Annotated in this window: 11 protein-coding genes and 7 tRNA genes; 3 read left to right on the forward strand and 15 right to left on the reverse strand. The window is 44.5% G+C overall.

Annotated elements, in window-relative coordinates; translation table 11 throughout:
• Positions 1-45: 45 nt before the first annotated feature.
• The 10 genes from K6Y31_RS12625 to K6Y31_RS12670 form a co-directional block, all read right to left on the reverse strand.
• Positions 46-121, reverse strand: a tRNA-Gly gene (locus tag K6Y31_RS12625).
• Positions 122-317: 196 nt separating this feature from the next.
• Positions 318-404: transfer RNA gene (locus K6Y31_RS12630), tRNA-Leu, on the reverse strand.
• A gap of 18 nt (positions 405-422) precedes the next feature.
• Positions 423-496, reverse strand: a tRNA-Cys gene (locus K6Y31_RS12635).
• A 14-nt stretch (positions 497-510) separates the two neighbouring features.
• Positions 511-586: transfer RNA gene (locus K6Y31_RS12640), tRNA-Gly, on the reverse strand.
• A gap of 198 nt (positions 587-784) precedes the next feature.
• Positions 785-871, reverse strand: a tRNA-Leu gene (locus K6Y31_RS12645).
• 20 nt (positions 872-891) lie between these two features.
• Positions 892-967, reverse strand: a tRNA-Gly gene (locus K6Y31_RS12650).
• Between the two features lie 217 nt (positions 968-1184).
• On the reverse strand, positions 1185-1730 hold the full coding sequence (gene pgsA / locus K6Y31_RS12655; RefSeq protein WP_233053200.1) for a CDP-diacylglycerol--glycerol-3-phosphate 3-phosphatidyltransferase: 546 nt from the start codon (positions 1728-1730) through the stop codon (positions 1185-1187).
• A gap of 37 nt (positions 1731-1767) precedes the next feature.
• Positions 1768-3600, reverse strand: coding sequence for an excinuclease ABC subunit UvrC (gene uvrC / locus K6Y31_RS12660; protein ID WP_233053208.1), 1833 nt, complete (start codon positions 3598-3600; stop codon positions 1768-1770).
• Positions 3601-3680: 80 nt separating this feature from the next.
• A complete protein-coding gene (gene uvrY / locus K6Y31_RS12665; RefSeq protein ID WP_233053210.1) occupies positions 3681-4325 on the reverse strand; it encodes a UvrY/SirA/GacA family response regulator transcription factor in 645 nt (214 codons plus the stop codon).
• Positions 4326-4556: 231 nt separating this feature from the next.
• Positions 4557-4647 (reverse strand) — tRNA-Ser (locus tag K6Y31_RS12670).
• Between the two features lie 363 nt (positions 4648-5010).
• Here K6Y31_RS12670 and K6Y31_RS12675 point away from each other — a divergent pair.
• From K6Y31_RS12675 to K6Y31_RS12685, 3 genes are all read left to right on the forward strand, one after another.
• On the forward strand, positions 5011-5667 hold the full coding sequence (locus K6Y31_RS12675) for a Bax inhibitor-1/YccA family protein (protein WP_233053212.1): 657 nt from the start codon (positions 5011-5013) through the stop codon (positions 5665-5667).
• A gap of 139 nt (positions 5668-5806) precedes the next feature.
• Positions 5807-7951 (forward strand): YccS family putative transporter, encoded by a 2145-nt coding sequence (gene yccS / locus K6Y31_RS12680; protein WP_233053213.1) that lies wholly within the window; start codon positions 5807-5809, stop codon positions 7949-7951.
• Positions 7952-7986: 35 nt separating this feature from the next.
• The gene (locus K6Y31_RS12685) at positions 7987-8316 is read left to right on the forward strand and encodes a TusE/DsrC/DsvC family sulfur relay protein (protein ID WP_233053216.1); all 330 of its coding nucleotides are present in this window, start codon (positions 7987-7989) and stop codon (positions 8314-8316) included.
• 82 nt (positions 8317-8398) lie between these two features.
• Here K6Y31_RS12685 and serS read toward each other — a convergent pair whose 3' ends face one another.
• The 5 genes from serS to K6Y31_RS12710 are packed head-to-tail and all read right to left on the reverse strand — an operon-like array spanning position 8399 to position 14579.
• Positions 8399-9685, reverse strand: coding sequence for a serine--tRNA ligase (gene serS, locus K6Y31_RS12690; protein WP_233053231.1), 1287 nt, complete (start codon positions 9683-9685; stop codon positions 8399-8401).
• 9 nt (positions 9686-9694) lie between these two features.
• Positions 9695-10078 carry a fluoride efflux transporter CrcB gene (gene crcB, locus K6Y31_RS12695; RefSeq protein ID WP_233053232.1) on the reverse strand — a complete coding sequence of 128 codons (384 nt, stop codon included), beginning with the start codon at positions 10076-10078 and terminating at the stop codon, positions 9695-9697.
• Positions 10071-11399, reverse strand: coding sequence for a replication-associated recombination protein A (locus K6Y31_RS12700; RefSeq protein ID WP_233053234.1), 1329 nt, complete (start codon positions 11397-11399; stop codon positions 10071-10073). Before K6Y31_RS12700 ends, crcB begins: the two co-directional genes overlap by 8 nt.
• Positions 11399-12019 carry an outer membrane lipoprotein periplasmic chaperone LolA gene (gene lolA, locus K6Y31_RS12705; RefSeq protein WP_233053243.1) on the reverse strand — a complete coding sequence of 207 codons (621 nt, stop codon included), beginning with the start codon at positions 12017-12019 and terminating at the stop codon, positions 11399-11401. Before lolA ends, K6Y31_RS12700 begins: the two co-directional genes overlap by 1 nt.
• Position 12020: 1 nt before the next feature.
• Positions 12021-14579 carry a DNA translocase FtsK gene (locus tag K6Y31_RS12710; RefSeq protein ID WP_233053246.1) on the reverse strand — a complete coding sequence of 853 codons (2559 nt, stop codon included), beginning with the start codon at positions 14577-14579 and terminating at the stop codon, positions 12021-12023.

The raw sequence follows: 14579 nt of genomic DNA on the forward strand, positions 1-14579 counted from the left end.
ATCAGGTGCATGGCCACTCTGCCATTCCGCCATATTGTATCGATTTGGAGCGGTACACGAGGCTCGAACTCGTGACCTCAACCTTGGCAAGGTTGCGCTCTACCAGCTGAGCTAGTACCGCATCACATTTAGTTCATAACTTAGATAAATCACAACAAAGGTTGCGTCTCTCTATGATGCAGCTGAACTAGTACCACATCACATTTAGCTCATAATCTAAGAGAGTCAATGCAAAGGTTGCGTCTCTCTATGATGCAGCTGAACTAATACTGCATCACATTTAACTCTATTGTAGCTGAGTTAGGCTTTGGAACTAATGGTGCCCGGGGCCGGACTTGAACCGGCACGCTCTTACAAGCGAGGGATTTTAAATCCCTTGTGTCTACCAATTTCACCACCCGGGCGACACTAAATTTTAAATATGGAGGCGGAACCCGGAGTCGAACCGAGGTCGTCTGATTTGCAATCAGGTGCATGGCCACTCTGCCATTCCGCCATATTGTATCGATTTGGAGCGGTACACGAGGCTCGAACTCGTGACCTCAACCTTGGCAAGGTTGCGCTCTACCAGCTGAGCTAGTACCGCATCACAATTAGCTCATAATTTAAGAGAGTCACTACAAAGGTTGCGTCTCTCTACGATGCAGCTGAGCTAATACCGCATCACACTTAGTTCATAACTTATGATAAATCACAACAAAGGTTGCGTCTCTCTATGATGCAGCTGAACTAATACCGCATCATAACCAACTCAATTAAAAGCTGAGTTAGACTTTAGAACTAATGGTGCCCGGGGCCGGACTTGAACCGGCACGCTCTTACAAGCGAGGGATTTTAAATCCCTTGTGTCTACCAATTTCACCACCCGGGCGACACTAAACTTTAAATTTTTGGAGCGGTACACGAGGCTCGAACTCGTGACCTCAACCTTGGCAAGGTTGCGCTCTACCAGCTGAGCTAGTACCGCATCACATCTACGCTCATTTCTCTACAGCTGAACTTACTGCTTGTTTTATGTAACTGCCAAGCTACATGGGCCAACTAAAGTTGCTTTCGCTGCTTCGTTGCCGGATGTGCTGCGCATTCTAATGATTAAAACGAACCAGTCAACACACTTTTTTAAACTTTTTGATTGCTCGCCTATAAATTACGCAAAGCGAATATTTATTAGTCAAACAAGGCCCTTATTGGCCACTGAGATCTTTCCAAGCAGCCGAAAGGTAGCTAAACATCGACCAGAAAGTAAGCGCTGTCGCGATATACAATAGTCCGAGACCAAAATATTCCATCCAGTCAGCTTGTTGCCAGATAAGTGCAATAAGCGCCACCATTTGTGCGGCTGTTTTCCATTTTCCTATCGATGAAACGGCTACATTAGCCCGCTTCCCTAACTCAGCCATCCACTCTCGCAGTGCCGAAATAATAATTTCACGACTGATCATCGTCAGTGCAGGGATAGTCACCCAAAGAGAACTGTAATGTTCAACAATGACAACCAGTGCCGCGGCAACCATCACCTTGTCTGCAACAGGGTCTAAAAATGCGCCAAATGCGGTTTGCTGTTTAAGTTTGCGCGCGAGGTATCCATCAAAATAATCGGTTACCGCCGCTAACCAGAAAAAGAACGCAGCCCAGAATGCAGCATGCTCTATAGGAAGGTAATAGCATAAGACGAATACGGGGATCAGAAAAACGCGAAAAGCAGTTAAAATATTGGGAATATTAATCATTATGGTTACAACGTTAAATTAGCGCATGGTCAGTCGGTTAATGGTGCAATGTATCATAGATCTTTTGTGCAAGCTCATGACTTATACCCGGGACACGAGCAAGATCATCTACAGATGCTTTTTTAACCTCCTGTAAGCCACCCAAATAGGTCAATATAGCTTGTCGTCGCTTTGGCCCAACCCCGGCAATAGACTCAAGAGTACTTTGTTTTCTTGCTTTATCACGTCGTTGCCGGTGCCCTGTGATCGCAAAGCGGTGCGATTCATCCCGAATATGTTGGATTAGGTGCAACGCAGGCGAATCTGCAGCCATTTCAAGCTCTTCATGAGTTTGCCCCATGATTAAAGTTTCAAGGCCTGCCTTACGGGTTACGCCTTTTGCTATGCCAATAAGTAAGGGCTCTTTTTCAACAAAGTTTGCACTAAAATCATCCAGTACGGCTTCCGCTTGGGCAAGCTGCCCCAAACCGCCATCAATAAATACGATGTCAGGAATATTTTCCACCGCCTGCAAATCGCGAAAACGTCGCGTCAGCACTTGTTTCATAGCCGCATAATCATCGCCAGGAGTAATGCCGCTAATATTGAATAGACGATAATCAGACTTCAGTGGCCCTTCTCGATTAAACACCACCGATGAGGCAACGGTTTTTTCTCCCATCGTGTGAGAGATATCGTAGCACTCAATCCGCTTAATAGGTTGCTCTAAATCTAATGCTTCTTGCAATAAATAAAACCGCTGCAGCATAGTGCTTTTATGACTCAGTTGGCTGGTCAGAGCCGACTGAGCATTAGTACACGCCAGCCGCAAAAACCCCGCTCTATCCGCTCGCACCTTCTCGGTCAGCACCACTTTATATTTAGCAAACTCCGACAGTGCAGCAGAGATCGCAGCCTGTTCTTCTAATGCTTGGCTAATCAATATTTGCTTGGGTATCACCCGCCCATTAGCACCAGATAAATAAAATTGACTGATAAATGCGGTAAATACTTCGTCTGCCGAACTGGCATTAGGTACTTTGGGGAAATAACTACGGCTACCAAGTACTTGCCCTTGGCGTATAAACAGTACATGAATACATGCCATGCCATTTTGGTAGGCAAAACCAATCGCATCAAGTTGCTCGCCTGCACCAGTGACACTTTGCTGCTCTGATACTTTGCGCAGTGCTTGAATTTGGTCCCGAAAGCGCGCCGCTTGCTCAAACTGTAATTGATCACTTGCTTGCTGCATTTTTTCAATCATCTGACCGATCACATCTTGGCTTTTACCTTGTAAAAACAAAGTCGCTAACTCAACTTGCTGCTGGTACTCATCATCCGAGACCATATTGGTACAAGGCCCTAAACAGCGCTTTAGTTGGTATTGCAAGCAGGGCCGTGAACGATTTTTGTAGTAACTATCTTCACACTGACGCACAGGAAAGATCTTTTGCATTAAATGCAAACTTTCTCGCACTGCACCGCCGCTAGGATAAGGACCAAAAAATTGCCCTTTCGATTTTTTACTACCGCGGTATACACCAAGACGGGGATGCTTGTGATCGGTGATAACAATATAAGGATAAGATTTATCATCACGCAGCAATACGTTATAGCGCGGCATGTATTTTTTAATGTAGTTGTGCTCAAGGATTAACGCTTCAGTTTCGGTATGAGTGACAGTGACATCAATCGCGGCAATATTTTTAACGAGAACGCGGGTCTTTTCATTATCAAGGTTAGAGCGAAAGTAACTACTAAGGCGATTTTTTAAATTTTTAGCCTTACCAACATAAATCACAGTTCGCGAGCTATCGTACATACGATAAACCCCAGGTTGTTGCGTCACGGTTTTGAGGAAAGCTGCTGAATCAAATACTTGGGTCATAACTTCTTACATAAGACAAAAATAAAAAAGGTGCCCTGAGGCACCTAGTTCACAATCAAACGTTATTCTTCAGATTGCGTTTATAGGGTATCCGCATCTAACATACCATGACGGATAGCTAAGTGTGTTAACTCTACGTCGCCACTGATATCCAATTTATTAAATAAGCGATAACGATAGCTGTTAACCGTTTTCGGGCTTAAGCTTAATTGTTCCGAAATTTCGGTAACTTTCTGCCCTTTGGTAATCATTAACATGATTTGAAGCTCGCGCTCCGACAGGTTTTTGAATGGATTCTCATCATCCGGGGAAAAATGAGCCAAAGCCATTTGTTGTGCAATTTCAGGAGACAAATAGCGTTGCCCTGCATTCACCACTCGAATTGCATTCAATACTTCATCAGGTGCCGCGCCTTTTGTTAAGTAACCAGCAGCGCCGGCCTGCATTACCTTGGTTGGAAAAGGGTTTTCAGTGTGGATCGTTAGTACAACTATTTTGATATCGGGATTGTATCTTAAGATTTTACGGGTGGCTTCTAACCCACCAATACCCGGCATGTTCATATCCATTAGGATGACATCAGGATTATTATCCCGGCACCACTGCACTGCAGCTTCGCCACTTTGAGCTTCACCCACTACCTTGATGCCACGAATGTCTTCGAGAATACGTCGGATCCCTGTTCTTACCAACTCATGGTCATCAACAAGAAATACGTTAATCAAGAGAATTACTCCGCACAATACTGATAGACCGTTTCGGAATTAAAGCGGTCTTTGCTTGATGATAACCAAACTAATCCAATTAAAAAACACAAAAGCAGTATATCGGGTACATATTTGCAAATTTGCAACACAACGCAAAGAAATGAATTTAAAATTATAATAAGCAATTGTTTCTGTTGTTATTTGTGGGATTGGTTGGTTTTTCTTTGGAATCGCATAGCAGGAAAGAAATGGCGGAGGAGGAGAGATTTGAACTCTCGGTGAGCTATTAACCCACGCCGGTTTTCAAGACCGGTGCATTCGGCCACTCTGCCACCCCTCCGCAGCGGGGCGCATAATACTGGATATAAACCGGTGATTGCAAATAAAAAATCCACTTTTCAGTGATTTTTCTTAAACTGCTTGTTTTGGCGCCATTAATTCATTTTTCTGTGACAAGAAAGCCTAAGCTAGGATAAACTAATATCACTGATATCTTATCATCGGCAGTTCAACAGGTTAATTTGATCTAAAGTGTGATAATGTCAGTACTTGAAATAATAGGGGCTAACCCAAACTAATAATTAAATAGTACCGTTCTTTTATATTATAGCGTGAGTGACTAACTAGTAATCATGCTACAACACAGAGCAACGGTGTAAGATGCAAAGCAGATTCGTACAACATTTTTTACGAGGATTCAGCAATGAACCAATATAGCCAAACTCAAACGGTTGAACGCGTCAGCGAAACCAACAAAGTGCTCCGCAATACCTACTTCCTACTCGGCCTAACTTTAGCCTTTTCATCTATTGTTACAGCGGTGTCTGTAGCTTTGATGGCACCACCAGTGCATTGGGTCGTGTTTCTAGTCGGTGCTTATGGTCTTATGTTTTTAACGGAAAAAAATCGTAACTCAAGTTTAGGCTTGGTATTTGTTTTCCTATTTACCGGCTTTATGGGTTACACCTTGGCGCCAATGATAGGTATGTTCCTGTCTGCTGGTGCCGGCGAAACGGTGCTGACCGCATTGGGTGGTACTGCGCTTGCGTTCTTTGCCACATCCGCTTACGCACTCACCACTAAACGAGACCTATCATTCTTAAATGGCATGATAGTAACCGGTTTTGTCGTGCTAATTGTTGCCATGATCGCTAACATCTTTTTAGCTATGCCTGCATTATCTCTGGCTATTAGTAGCTTATTCATTCTGTTTTCATCTGCAGTGATCATGCTAACGACACAGAACATTATCCGAGGTGGCGAAACCAACTATATTTCAGCAACCGTTACCTTATATGTATCCATCTACAATATCTTCGTTAGCTTATTAAGCATCTTAGGTATTGGCGGTGACGACTAAGTCGCTTTAGGTTAGCCCTTGGCTTAATCTAAATCATGAAAACTCAAAAAAGCCCCTACTGAAAGGGGCTTTTTGTTTATGGATGTTTTACACTGAAAGCTGTTTGATTTCATCGATGTTTGGATAACCTTCCCCTCCTATGCAACCCTTACTCAATCTGATCCAAGACCAGCTTCGCACATTAATGACACACACTTATTTTCATGCCGGAACGCGAGTCTTGTGTGCCATTAGCTTTACACTATTGCCAGCCCTGTTATGGCAACAAACGGAATTGTCTCTTACTCTTGCTCTCGGTGTGGTCGCTTGTGGTATTGCCGAAACTGACGATGCCAGTGTCAACCGATTAAAAAGCCTAAGCATCACCTTAGTCTGCTTCTTAATTGCGTCATTTTCTGTTGAGTTGCTTTATGCCACACCAACTCTGTTTGTTATTGGTTTAGCCAGCTCTACTTTTATTTTTATTATGCTTGGCATTTTTGGCCAACGGTATGGTCAAATCGCCTTTGGCGCGCTAATTATCGCGATATACACCATGATCGGCTACCAAAGTGACCACCCTTTTTATATTCAACCTCTAATGCTCACTGCTGGTGCCTTATGGTACGGGCTATTTTCACTTATGTGGGCATTTGCCTCACCTTACCGTTCACTACATGAACAATTAGCTCAGCTGTACTTCAATCTAAGTCGTTATCAGTTGGAGAAATCACGCTTTTTTGGTAGCAATCAAACCGATTGGCTGGCGGTAAGGCAAAACCTCGTTGTGCAAAATATCAACGTGGTGAACAGTCTCAATATTTGCAAAGATACACTCAATAACCGTTTGCACGACTCGGGCAAAAAAGAGCGTCTTGATTTGTTATTGCAGTATTATCTGATCGCGCAGCAAATACATGAGCGGGTCACGGCCACTCATTACCAATACAGCCAGCTAGAAAGTGCTTTCTCTGAAACGCAAATGACGCAAGGGTTTCACCAGTTAATTTCGCAATTATCTGAAGCCAGTCACCAGTTAGGAAAATGTATTTTAATGCGTAAGAGTTATACCGTGCCAGCATCATTAAGCTGGACGGTAAAAGCCCTGCAGGATCAACTGGAGCACCTCAATAATAAACACCATTTTGATACTTCGTTATTTACTCCTTTATCTTTTGTACTCAAAAACTTAACGGGTATTCATAAACTTTTATTAGAAGCCAGTGAAATCAGCCATACAGGCAGCCGCCTATTGGACGATGCTAAATTATCAACTGAGCCCAAAATTGCAACATGGGATCGCATTACACACCACATTAAAAGTCGCTCTGCCATATTTAGACACGCGATTCGCATGAGCCTGTGTTTTGTCACTGGCTATTTACTCTTACAGTATTTGGATCTAGAGAAAGGCTATTGGGTGCTGTTAACTTGCTTATTTGTTTGCCAACCAAGCTTCAGTGAAACACGTAAGCGATTGATTCAACGTGTTATTGGCACCTTTATCGGGGTCGCGATTGGTTTTCCATTGCTCTACCTATTACCCGGTGTGTACGGCCAATTTTTTGTCTTAGCCCTATCAGCATTCTTCTTCTTTACTTACCTGAAAACGAATTACAGCATTGCTGTAATTTTCATTACCGTATTTGTGATGATGGTGTTTAACTTACTATCAGGCACAGGTTTAGAGGTGGTATGGCCGCGAATTCAGGAAACCGTATTGGGTAGTGTGCTTGCCGTATTAACCGTGAGTTTTATTTTGCCGCAGTGGCAGTACAAACGCATTCCAAACCTGCTGTCATTATCATTGCACGCCAATTTAAATTACTTTGAACACGTCGTTGAGCAATATCATGATGGCAAGCAGGAGTCTCTCCCCTATCGTATCGCGCGCCGCGATGCACATATTGCCGACATTAATCTGGCCAGTGCTTGGCAAAATATGCTGATAGACCCAGGTTCAAAGCGAAAACTAGTTAAAGAAAGTTACGCTCTTACTAATCGTAATAATGCCTTATTAGCCTATATTTCAGCCTTAGCTGCGCATCGAGCCCCCTTTAGTGAGCTTGAAACGCGGCCCGATCTCGCGCCAATTTTGGCATTAACCAGACAAGCATTGAATAAAGCGATTCAAAGTATTGAAACCCCCGATTGTGGTCACACTGAAATAGAGGCACAATTACCGCCACTAAAAATCACCGAACTGACCCCAGAGCAGTTGTCAATTGTGCAGCAGCTGCAATTGATTGCTAATACCGCTACGGATATTCAAGCCCTTGCTTGTAATATCACCAACGTAAAGTAGGTCAGAAACGTTAATTGAGCGTAAAAGAGAAGATTATGTACACCATTAATGGCGAAACCATTGCCACCGACAAACAGGGCTATTTACTTGATCTTAACTTATGGTCAAAACCATTAGCTGAATTGATTGCAGAGCAAGAAAAGATCGAAATGAGCGAAGCCCATTGGGAAGTGGTGTTGTTTGTCCGTGAATTTTACCTTGAGTTTAATACCTCGCCTGCCGTGCGCGCATTAGTAAAAGCCATGGGCAATAAATTTGGCCCAGAAAAAGGAAATAGCCGCTACTTATTTAAACTATTTCCACAAGGTCCGGCCAAGCAAGCCACCAAGATAGCTGGCCTGCCTAAACCGGCTAAATGCCTTTAACCAGTACTTTGCCCAACTAAAGCAAATAAAAACGCCGCTGTTATCAGCGGCGTTTTTATTATTAGACGTAAATAGCTTACTATCAGCCGAGGTGCGTTAAGCCACCCATGTAAGGTACTAGCGCAGCGGGTACCTCAATGCGACCATCCGCCAATTGATAGTTTTCTAGCACCGCAACCAAAGTACGACCGACCGCTAAACCAGAGCCATTTAAGGTATGGATAAGTTCAGGCTTTTTCGCGCCTTCAGGGCGAAAACGAGCTTGTAAACGACGCGCTTGGAAATCACCCACATTCGAACAAGATGAAATTTCACGATAGGTGTTTTGCGCCGGTAACCATACTTCTAAATCAAACGTTTTAGTTGCGCCAAAGCCCATGTCACCAGTACATAGCGCCATTACGCGATACGGCAAGCCTAGCTTTTGCAATACGGCTTCCGCATGACCGGTTAGCTCATCTAACGCTGCAAAACTCTTTTCAGGATGCACTAATTGCACCATTTCAACTTTGTCGAACTGATGTTGACGAATTAAGCCACGGGTATCACGGCCGTAAGAGCCCGCTTCACTACGAAAACACGGTGTGTGCGCCGTCATCTTAATAGGTAAGTCAGATTCAGCGTAAATCGTATCGCGCGACATGTTTGTTAGCGGCACTTCAGCTGTTGGGATCAAAGATAAACCTTGGCCTTCTTCTGTCGCTGGCTGGGTATGGAAAAGATCGCCACCAAACTTAGGCAACTGACCGGTGCCATATAAGCTGTCAGCATTGACTAGGTAAGGCACGTACATTTCGGTGTAACCGTGCTCAGTGGTATGCAAGTCCAACATAAACTGCGCCAACGCACGGTGCATACGAGCAATTTGTCCCTGCATCACAATAAAACGTGAGCCGGTAATTTTAACGGCTGCAGGAAAATCTAACCCACCCAAGGCTTCGCCTAAATCAACGTGATCTTTAACTTCAAAATCATAAGCCTTTGGCTCACCCCAACGGCGAATTTCAAGGTTTTCAGTCTCATCTTTACCGACAGGCACCGACTCATGAGGTAAATTAGGAATACTTAATGACAGCTCATTAAGCTCAGTCATCAATGCCGTTAGTTGCTCTTTAGCCGCATCAAGCTCTTCACCGAACTTATTCATTTCAGCGCGCAGCGGTGCAATGTCTTCACCCCGTTTGGCGGCAGCACCAATAGATTTGGATCGACTGTTACGCTCAGCTTGTAGATTCTCAGTGCGAACTTGTAGCTCTTTACGTTGATTTTCTAATGTATGGAGCTTTTCCACATCAAGTTCATAACCGCGTGAGGCCAATTTGGCCGCAACTTCGTTTAAATCACCACGCAAAAATTTAGGATCTAACATGCTTAACCTTTAACTTTTTATTATTAATTGGGTGCCGATCCATGCAGCGATAAGACAAACCACCACATTGATAACGACATTTAATACGGCTTTGATTAGCTCACCTTGTTGGATGAGTAATAAACTGTCCATGGAAAACGTGGAAAACGTGGTTAACGCACCGAGTAGGCCAACGCCAATTAACTGTTTCCAAGGATTGGTATTGAGAATATTTTGCTCTAATAAAGCAAATATAACGCCCATTAACAGTGAGCCAATCACATTGACTATCAGTGTACCAAAAGGGAAGCCCTTTCCAAAAGTAGCAAGGGCCCAATTACTGATAAGAAAGCGCAAACACGCCCCTGTCGCGCCACCACACGCAACAAATGCCAGTGCTGTGTAATTAGTCATAGCGTTTATTCTCACTTAATTGGTCTTGCTCGCGCAGCCAATTAAGCTTATCTGAAATTTGTTTTTCCAAGCCGCGCTCGGTTGGAAAGTAATATTGTTGATGAGCGAGTGATTCCGGGAAATAGTTTTCACCTGCGGCATAAGCATTAGGTTCATTATGAGCATAGCGATACTCTGCGCCATGCCCTAACTCAGCGAGTAGCTGGGTTGGCGCATTACGTAAATGTACTGGTACAGGCGCATCGCCATGCTCCTTGGCATCACGAAGGGCCGCTTTAAACGCGTTATAAACAGCATTACTTTTTGGTGCACAAGCCAGATAAACAATGGCCTGTGCAATCGCGCGCTCACCTTCAGCAGGGCCAACGCGACTAAAACAATCCCAGGCTGACACCGCGACTTGCATGGCACGTGGATCGGCATTTCCCACATCTTCTGATGCAATAGCTAAACAGCGCCGCGCAATATACAAAGGATCGCAACCTGCTGTTAACATTCGAGCATACCAATAAAGCGCGGCATCAGGCGCTGAGCCACGAATGGACTTGTGCAAGGCAGAGATTAAATCAAAATAGATATCGCCTTGCTTATCAATGCTGGCCAATGGCCTACCCGCCACCGCTTTGAGTAAATCCTCAGTCAATCGTTTCTCGCCATTGACTAAGTCGGCCATATCAACCATCAATTCAATAAAATTAAGGACTTTACGGCCATCGCCCCCCGCTAATTGAACAGTCTTTTCTGCCAAACCATCAGCTAGCGTGACCGACACATCGGTAAAACCTTGCTTAACAGCACGCTCTATCATGGCTAATAAGTCGGTTGTTTCGAGCTTTTTTAACACATAAACACGGGCTCGCGATAGCAGTGCGTTATTGAGTTCAAACGAGGGATTTTCTGTGGTGGCACCAATAAAAGTAATGGTGCCATCTTCGATGTAAGGTAAAAAACCATCTTGCTGGCTTTTATTAAAGCGATGCACCTCATCGACAAATAACAAGGTACGTTGGCCCTGCTGACCATTTTGCTGCGCGCGCTCAATAGCAGCACGAATATCCTTTACCCCTGACGTAACCGCCGACAAACGCTCAACCTTGGCGTCACAATATTGAGCAGCTAACTCGGCTAAAGTCGTTTTACCTGTGCCCGGCGGTCCCCACAAGATCATAGAATGACAAAAGCCCGCTTCAAGGGCTTTTCTTAAGGGTTGCTCAGGGCCGATGATATGTTGCTGGCCAACATAGTGTTCTAAGCTCGTTGGCCGCATCCGCGCCGCCAACGGCCTAAAGTCAGGCGCAAAATTAAGACTTAAGTTATCCATTAACGCTGGTCATCAACCTCTACGCCTTCAGGGATAACAAACTCGAAGTCACTGTCTTTAAATGTACTTTTCGAATTAAACTCTGACAGCACAAACTGACTGGTTTGGCCTTGGCGCTCTTTAATACTAAAACCGATCAGTTGATCTTTTTGATTAAACTTCATAGTGAATTCAGCAATACTGGCTTGTTCATCCTTTGGCTTAATAACAAATTTTTGCTGTTGAGCCACAACCTCGTATTGCTGCCAAACTGCCTTATCGGTCGATGCCAATAATAGAAAAGGTGTTCCCGCAACGGCGTCGGCTTGATCGAGCAAAGTGACTTGCTCAACAAATGGGCTGTAAACCCACACCGTATTACCATTTGACAACACTAACTCTTCATCAGGCATCAATACTTGCCAGCGAAATTTATCCGGATGGGCAACGTTAAGCTCTCCTGATGCTTCTTGAATCACTTTTCCATCTAAATCTAATACTTGCTGCGAAAAGTTAGCTGAGAACTGCGATACTTTATGTAGCTTCTGCTGTAGATCTTGCGCGGCATCGGCCCACACTGAGCTTGAAAACAACATCAATGAGGTGAAGCCTGATGTTAATAATAACGATAATTTGTTCATCTTAATTCCTTGGCGGAGGGGGAGCTAATACTTCACGATTGCCATTATGGCCCGGCGCGCTCACTATGCCTTGTTGCTCCATTTGCTCAACAATACGTGCCGCGCGGTTGTAACCTATTTTAAATTTACGTTGTACACCTGATACAGAGCCACGGCGTGTTTCTGTTACAAAGGCAACGGCTTCATCATAGAAAGCATCAACTTCTTCGTCAGACTCAGACATTTCACCCGGCAACATATTTTCGGCAGTGGTATCGCCCGATAAAATATCATCAATATAATTTGGCTCACCACGTAACTTCCAATCTGCAACCACTTTATGTACTTCATGATCATCAACAAATGCGCCATGAACGCGCGTTGGAATAGAGGTACCTGGCGGTAAATATATCATATCGCCCATTCCCAATAATGATTCCGCACCTTGTTGATCCAAAATAGTGCGCGAATCAATTTTACTAGACACTTGAAACGCCATTCTGGTTGGGATATTAGCCTTGATTAAGCCAGTGATGACATCTACTGATGGACGCTGGGTCGCGAGAATTAAATGGATCCCCGCCGCACGCGCTTTTTGCGCAATACGCGCGATTAGCTCTTCTACCTTCTTACCGACAATCATCATCATGTCAGCAAATTCATCAACCACTACAACAATACTCGGCAGTTTAGTCAATTCCGGTGCCAGCTCATCCATGCTGTCACCCGGCTTCCAGAGGGGATCAACCATAGGGTTACCCGAATCAATCGCGGCCTTCACCTTAGCGTTATAACCTTTTAAGTTACGCACACCGACCGCTGACATTAGCTTATAGCGGCGCTCCATCTCACCGACACACCAACGCAGCGCATTGGCCGCATCTTTCATGTCGGTTACCACTTCTGACAGCAGATGCGGAATGCCTTCATATACCGACAACTCTAGCATCTTAGGATCGATCATGATCATCCGCACATCTTCCGGTGATGACTTGTACAATAGACTGACTATCATACAGTTAACACCAACTGATTTACCTGAGCCGGTGGTACCCGCCACCAGCAAGTGCGGCATTTTCGCGAGGTCGACTACCACAGGTTTACCAGCAATATCACTGCCCAACACCATGGTTAAAGGCGAGCTGCTTTCGGTGAACAATGGACAATCAATCACTTCGCGTAAATAAACCGTTTCGCGGTATTTATTTGGTAACTCAAGACCGATATAAGTTTTGCCCGGAATAACTTCAACCACGCGCACACTAATGGCCGATAAAGCGCGCGCCAAATCTTTAGCTAGACCACTGATTTTACTGACCTTGATGCCCGGCGCTAAATCTAATTCAAAGCGGGTTATGACTGGGCCAGGGAAAACCTCCATCACCTTTGCTTGCACGTTAAAGTCTAACAACTTGGCTTCAACCAAACGGGAAACTTGATCCAATTCCTCTTGGCTAATCGGATTTTCTGACTTATTGGGTCTGTCGAGCAGGTCAACCGATGGCAAAGGGGCTAACGGTGGCATCGCCTGTTTTTTCTGCAAGTCAGCGACTGCAGCTGCCAAGGTTGGCTGCTGGCTGCTGTTTTTACTGACCATCTGCGCCACTTTAGGCGAATCGGTAGCGTCAGTAGGAGGATGAGAAAAAGAGGGTCCGAAATCATCCTCGTCGTCATCTAAGTCTGGCATCCATGGCATATTCAAATCATCAAGTTCAGTATTAACTTGCTCTTGAGCCGCAACTGCAACAGAAGGCGATTGCTTGCTCACTGCTTTAGCCTGCTTATCTTGCTCGTTTAAGGAAGATTCAAACTCAGGTAATATTTTATCGAGGCTCGGTAAAGGAGGGTCATTACGCTCAGAGTTATCCTCTTTTTGTTTTGGCAACTCTTTAGCAAACAATACATCTTCCGATTCTTGTTTCAATTTATTGGCACTGCGCTGGGCTTTAAACTCGCGCCATGCAGTCGGGGCATGCAATAAAAAGCGGCCAAACTTAATGCAGTATTCACCAAGCTTATCGATAAACATCAACAATGAGATACCCGTAAAGAGGGTAAACCCCGTTGCAATAAAGCTCAATAAAATAAGGGTTGAGCCTAGCAGACCAAAATAGCTAACCATCGATTGAGACAAAATATCCCCAATCACGCCACCACTTGAAAAATAATAAATATCATCAAAGTTAAGGGCAGCCAGTGCTGTCACCCCAAGGACGATAAAAATAAATCCGATAATACGCAAACCAAGAGCTAAATAATCTAAAGAAAGCAGTCCCTTTGGCTTCCAAAAAAGCAGCCAAGCAACGGCAACCGTCACAAATGGCATTAAATAAGCGGCAATACCAAAGGCGAACAACAAAATATCAGCCAACCACGCGCCAGCCGCGCCACCGGAGTTATGGATGGTGCCTTCCCATGCCGTTTGCGTCCAACTGGGATCAGAAGGATGAAAGGTGATTAATGACAGCATCATGAAAATTGCAAAGGCATGACAGATAATAAGACTGACTTCTAGAATACGGGCAACACCAGATAGAGAAGACATGGGTTTTGCTTGGGTCAAGCTCAATTCCTTGTTCAT

Origin of the sequence: Motilimonas cestriensis, assembly GCF_021295315.1 — a bacterium.
GTDB lineage: Bacteria > Pseudomonadota > Gammaproteobacteria > Enterobacterales > CBDFNC01 > Motilimonas > Motilimonas cestriensis.

Bases quoted from the DNA above. Each gene is read 5' to 3' on its own strand.
- K6Y31_RS12710 (WP_233053246.1), bottom strand. From the start codon at position 14,579: ATGAACAAGGAATTGAGCTTGACCCAAGCAAAACCCATGTCTTCTCTA.
- pgsA (WP_233053200.1), bottom strand. From the start codon at position 1,730: ATGATTAATATTCCCAATATTTTAACTGCTTTTCGCGTTTTTCTGATC.
- lolA (WP_233053243.1), bottom strand. From the start codon at position 12,019: ATGAACAAATTATCGTTATTATTAACATCAGGCTTCACCTCATTGATG.
- uvrC (WP_233053208.1), bottom strand. From the start codon at position 3,600: ATGACCCAAGTATTTGATTCAGCAGCTTTCCTCAAAACCGTGACGCAA.
- K6Y31_RS12700 (WP_233053234.1), bottom strand. From the start codon at position 11,399: ATGGATAACTTAAGTCTTAATTTTGCGCCTGACTTTAGGCCGTTGGCG.
- K6Y31_RS12675 (WP_233053212.1), top strand. From the start codon at position 5,011: ATGAACCAATATAGCCAAACTCAAACGGTTGAACGCGTCAGCGAAACC.
- serS (WP_233053231.1), bottom strand. From the start codon at position 9,685: ATGTTAGATCCTAAATTTTTGCGTGGTGATTTAAACGAAGTTGCGGCC.
- crcB (WP_233053232.1), bottom strand. From the start codon at position 10,078: ATGACTAATTACACAGCACTGGCATTTGTTGCGTGTGGTGGCGCGACA.
- K6Y31_RS12685 (WP_233053216.1), top strand. From the start codon at position 7,987: ATGTACACCATTAATGGCGAAACCATTGCCACCGACAAACAGGGCTAT.
- yccS (WP_233053213.1), top strand. From the start codon at position 5,807: ATGCAACCCTTACTCAATCTGATCCAAGACCAGCTTCGCACATTAATG.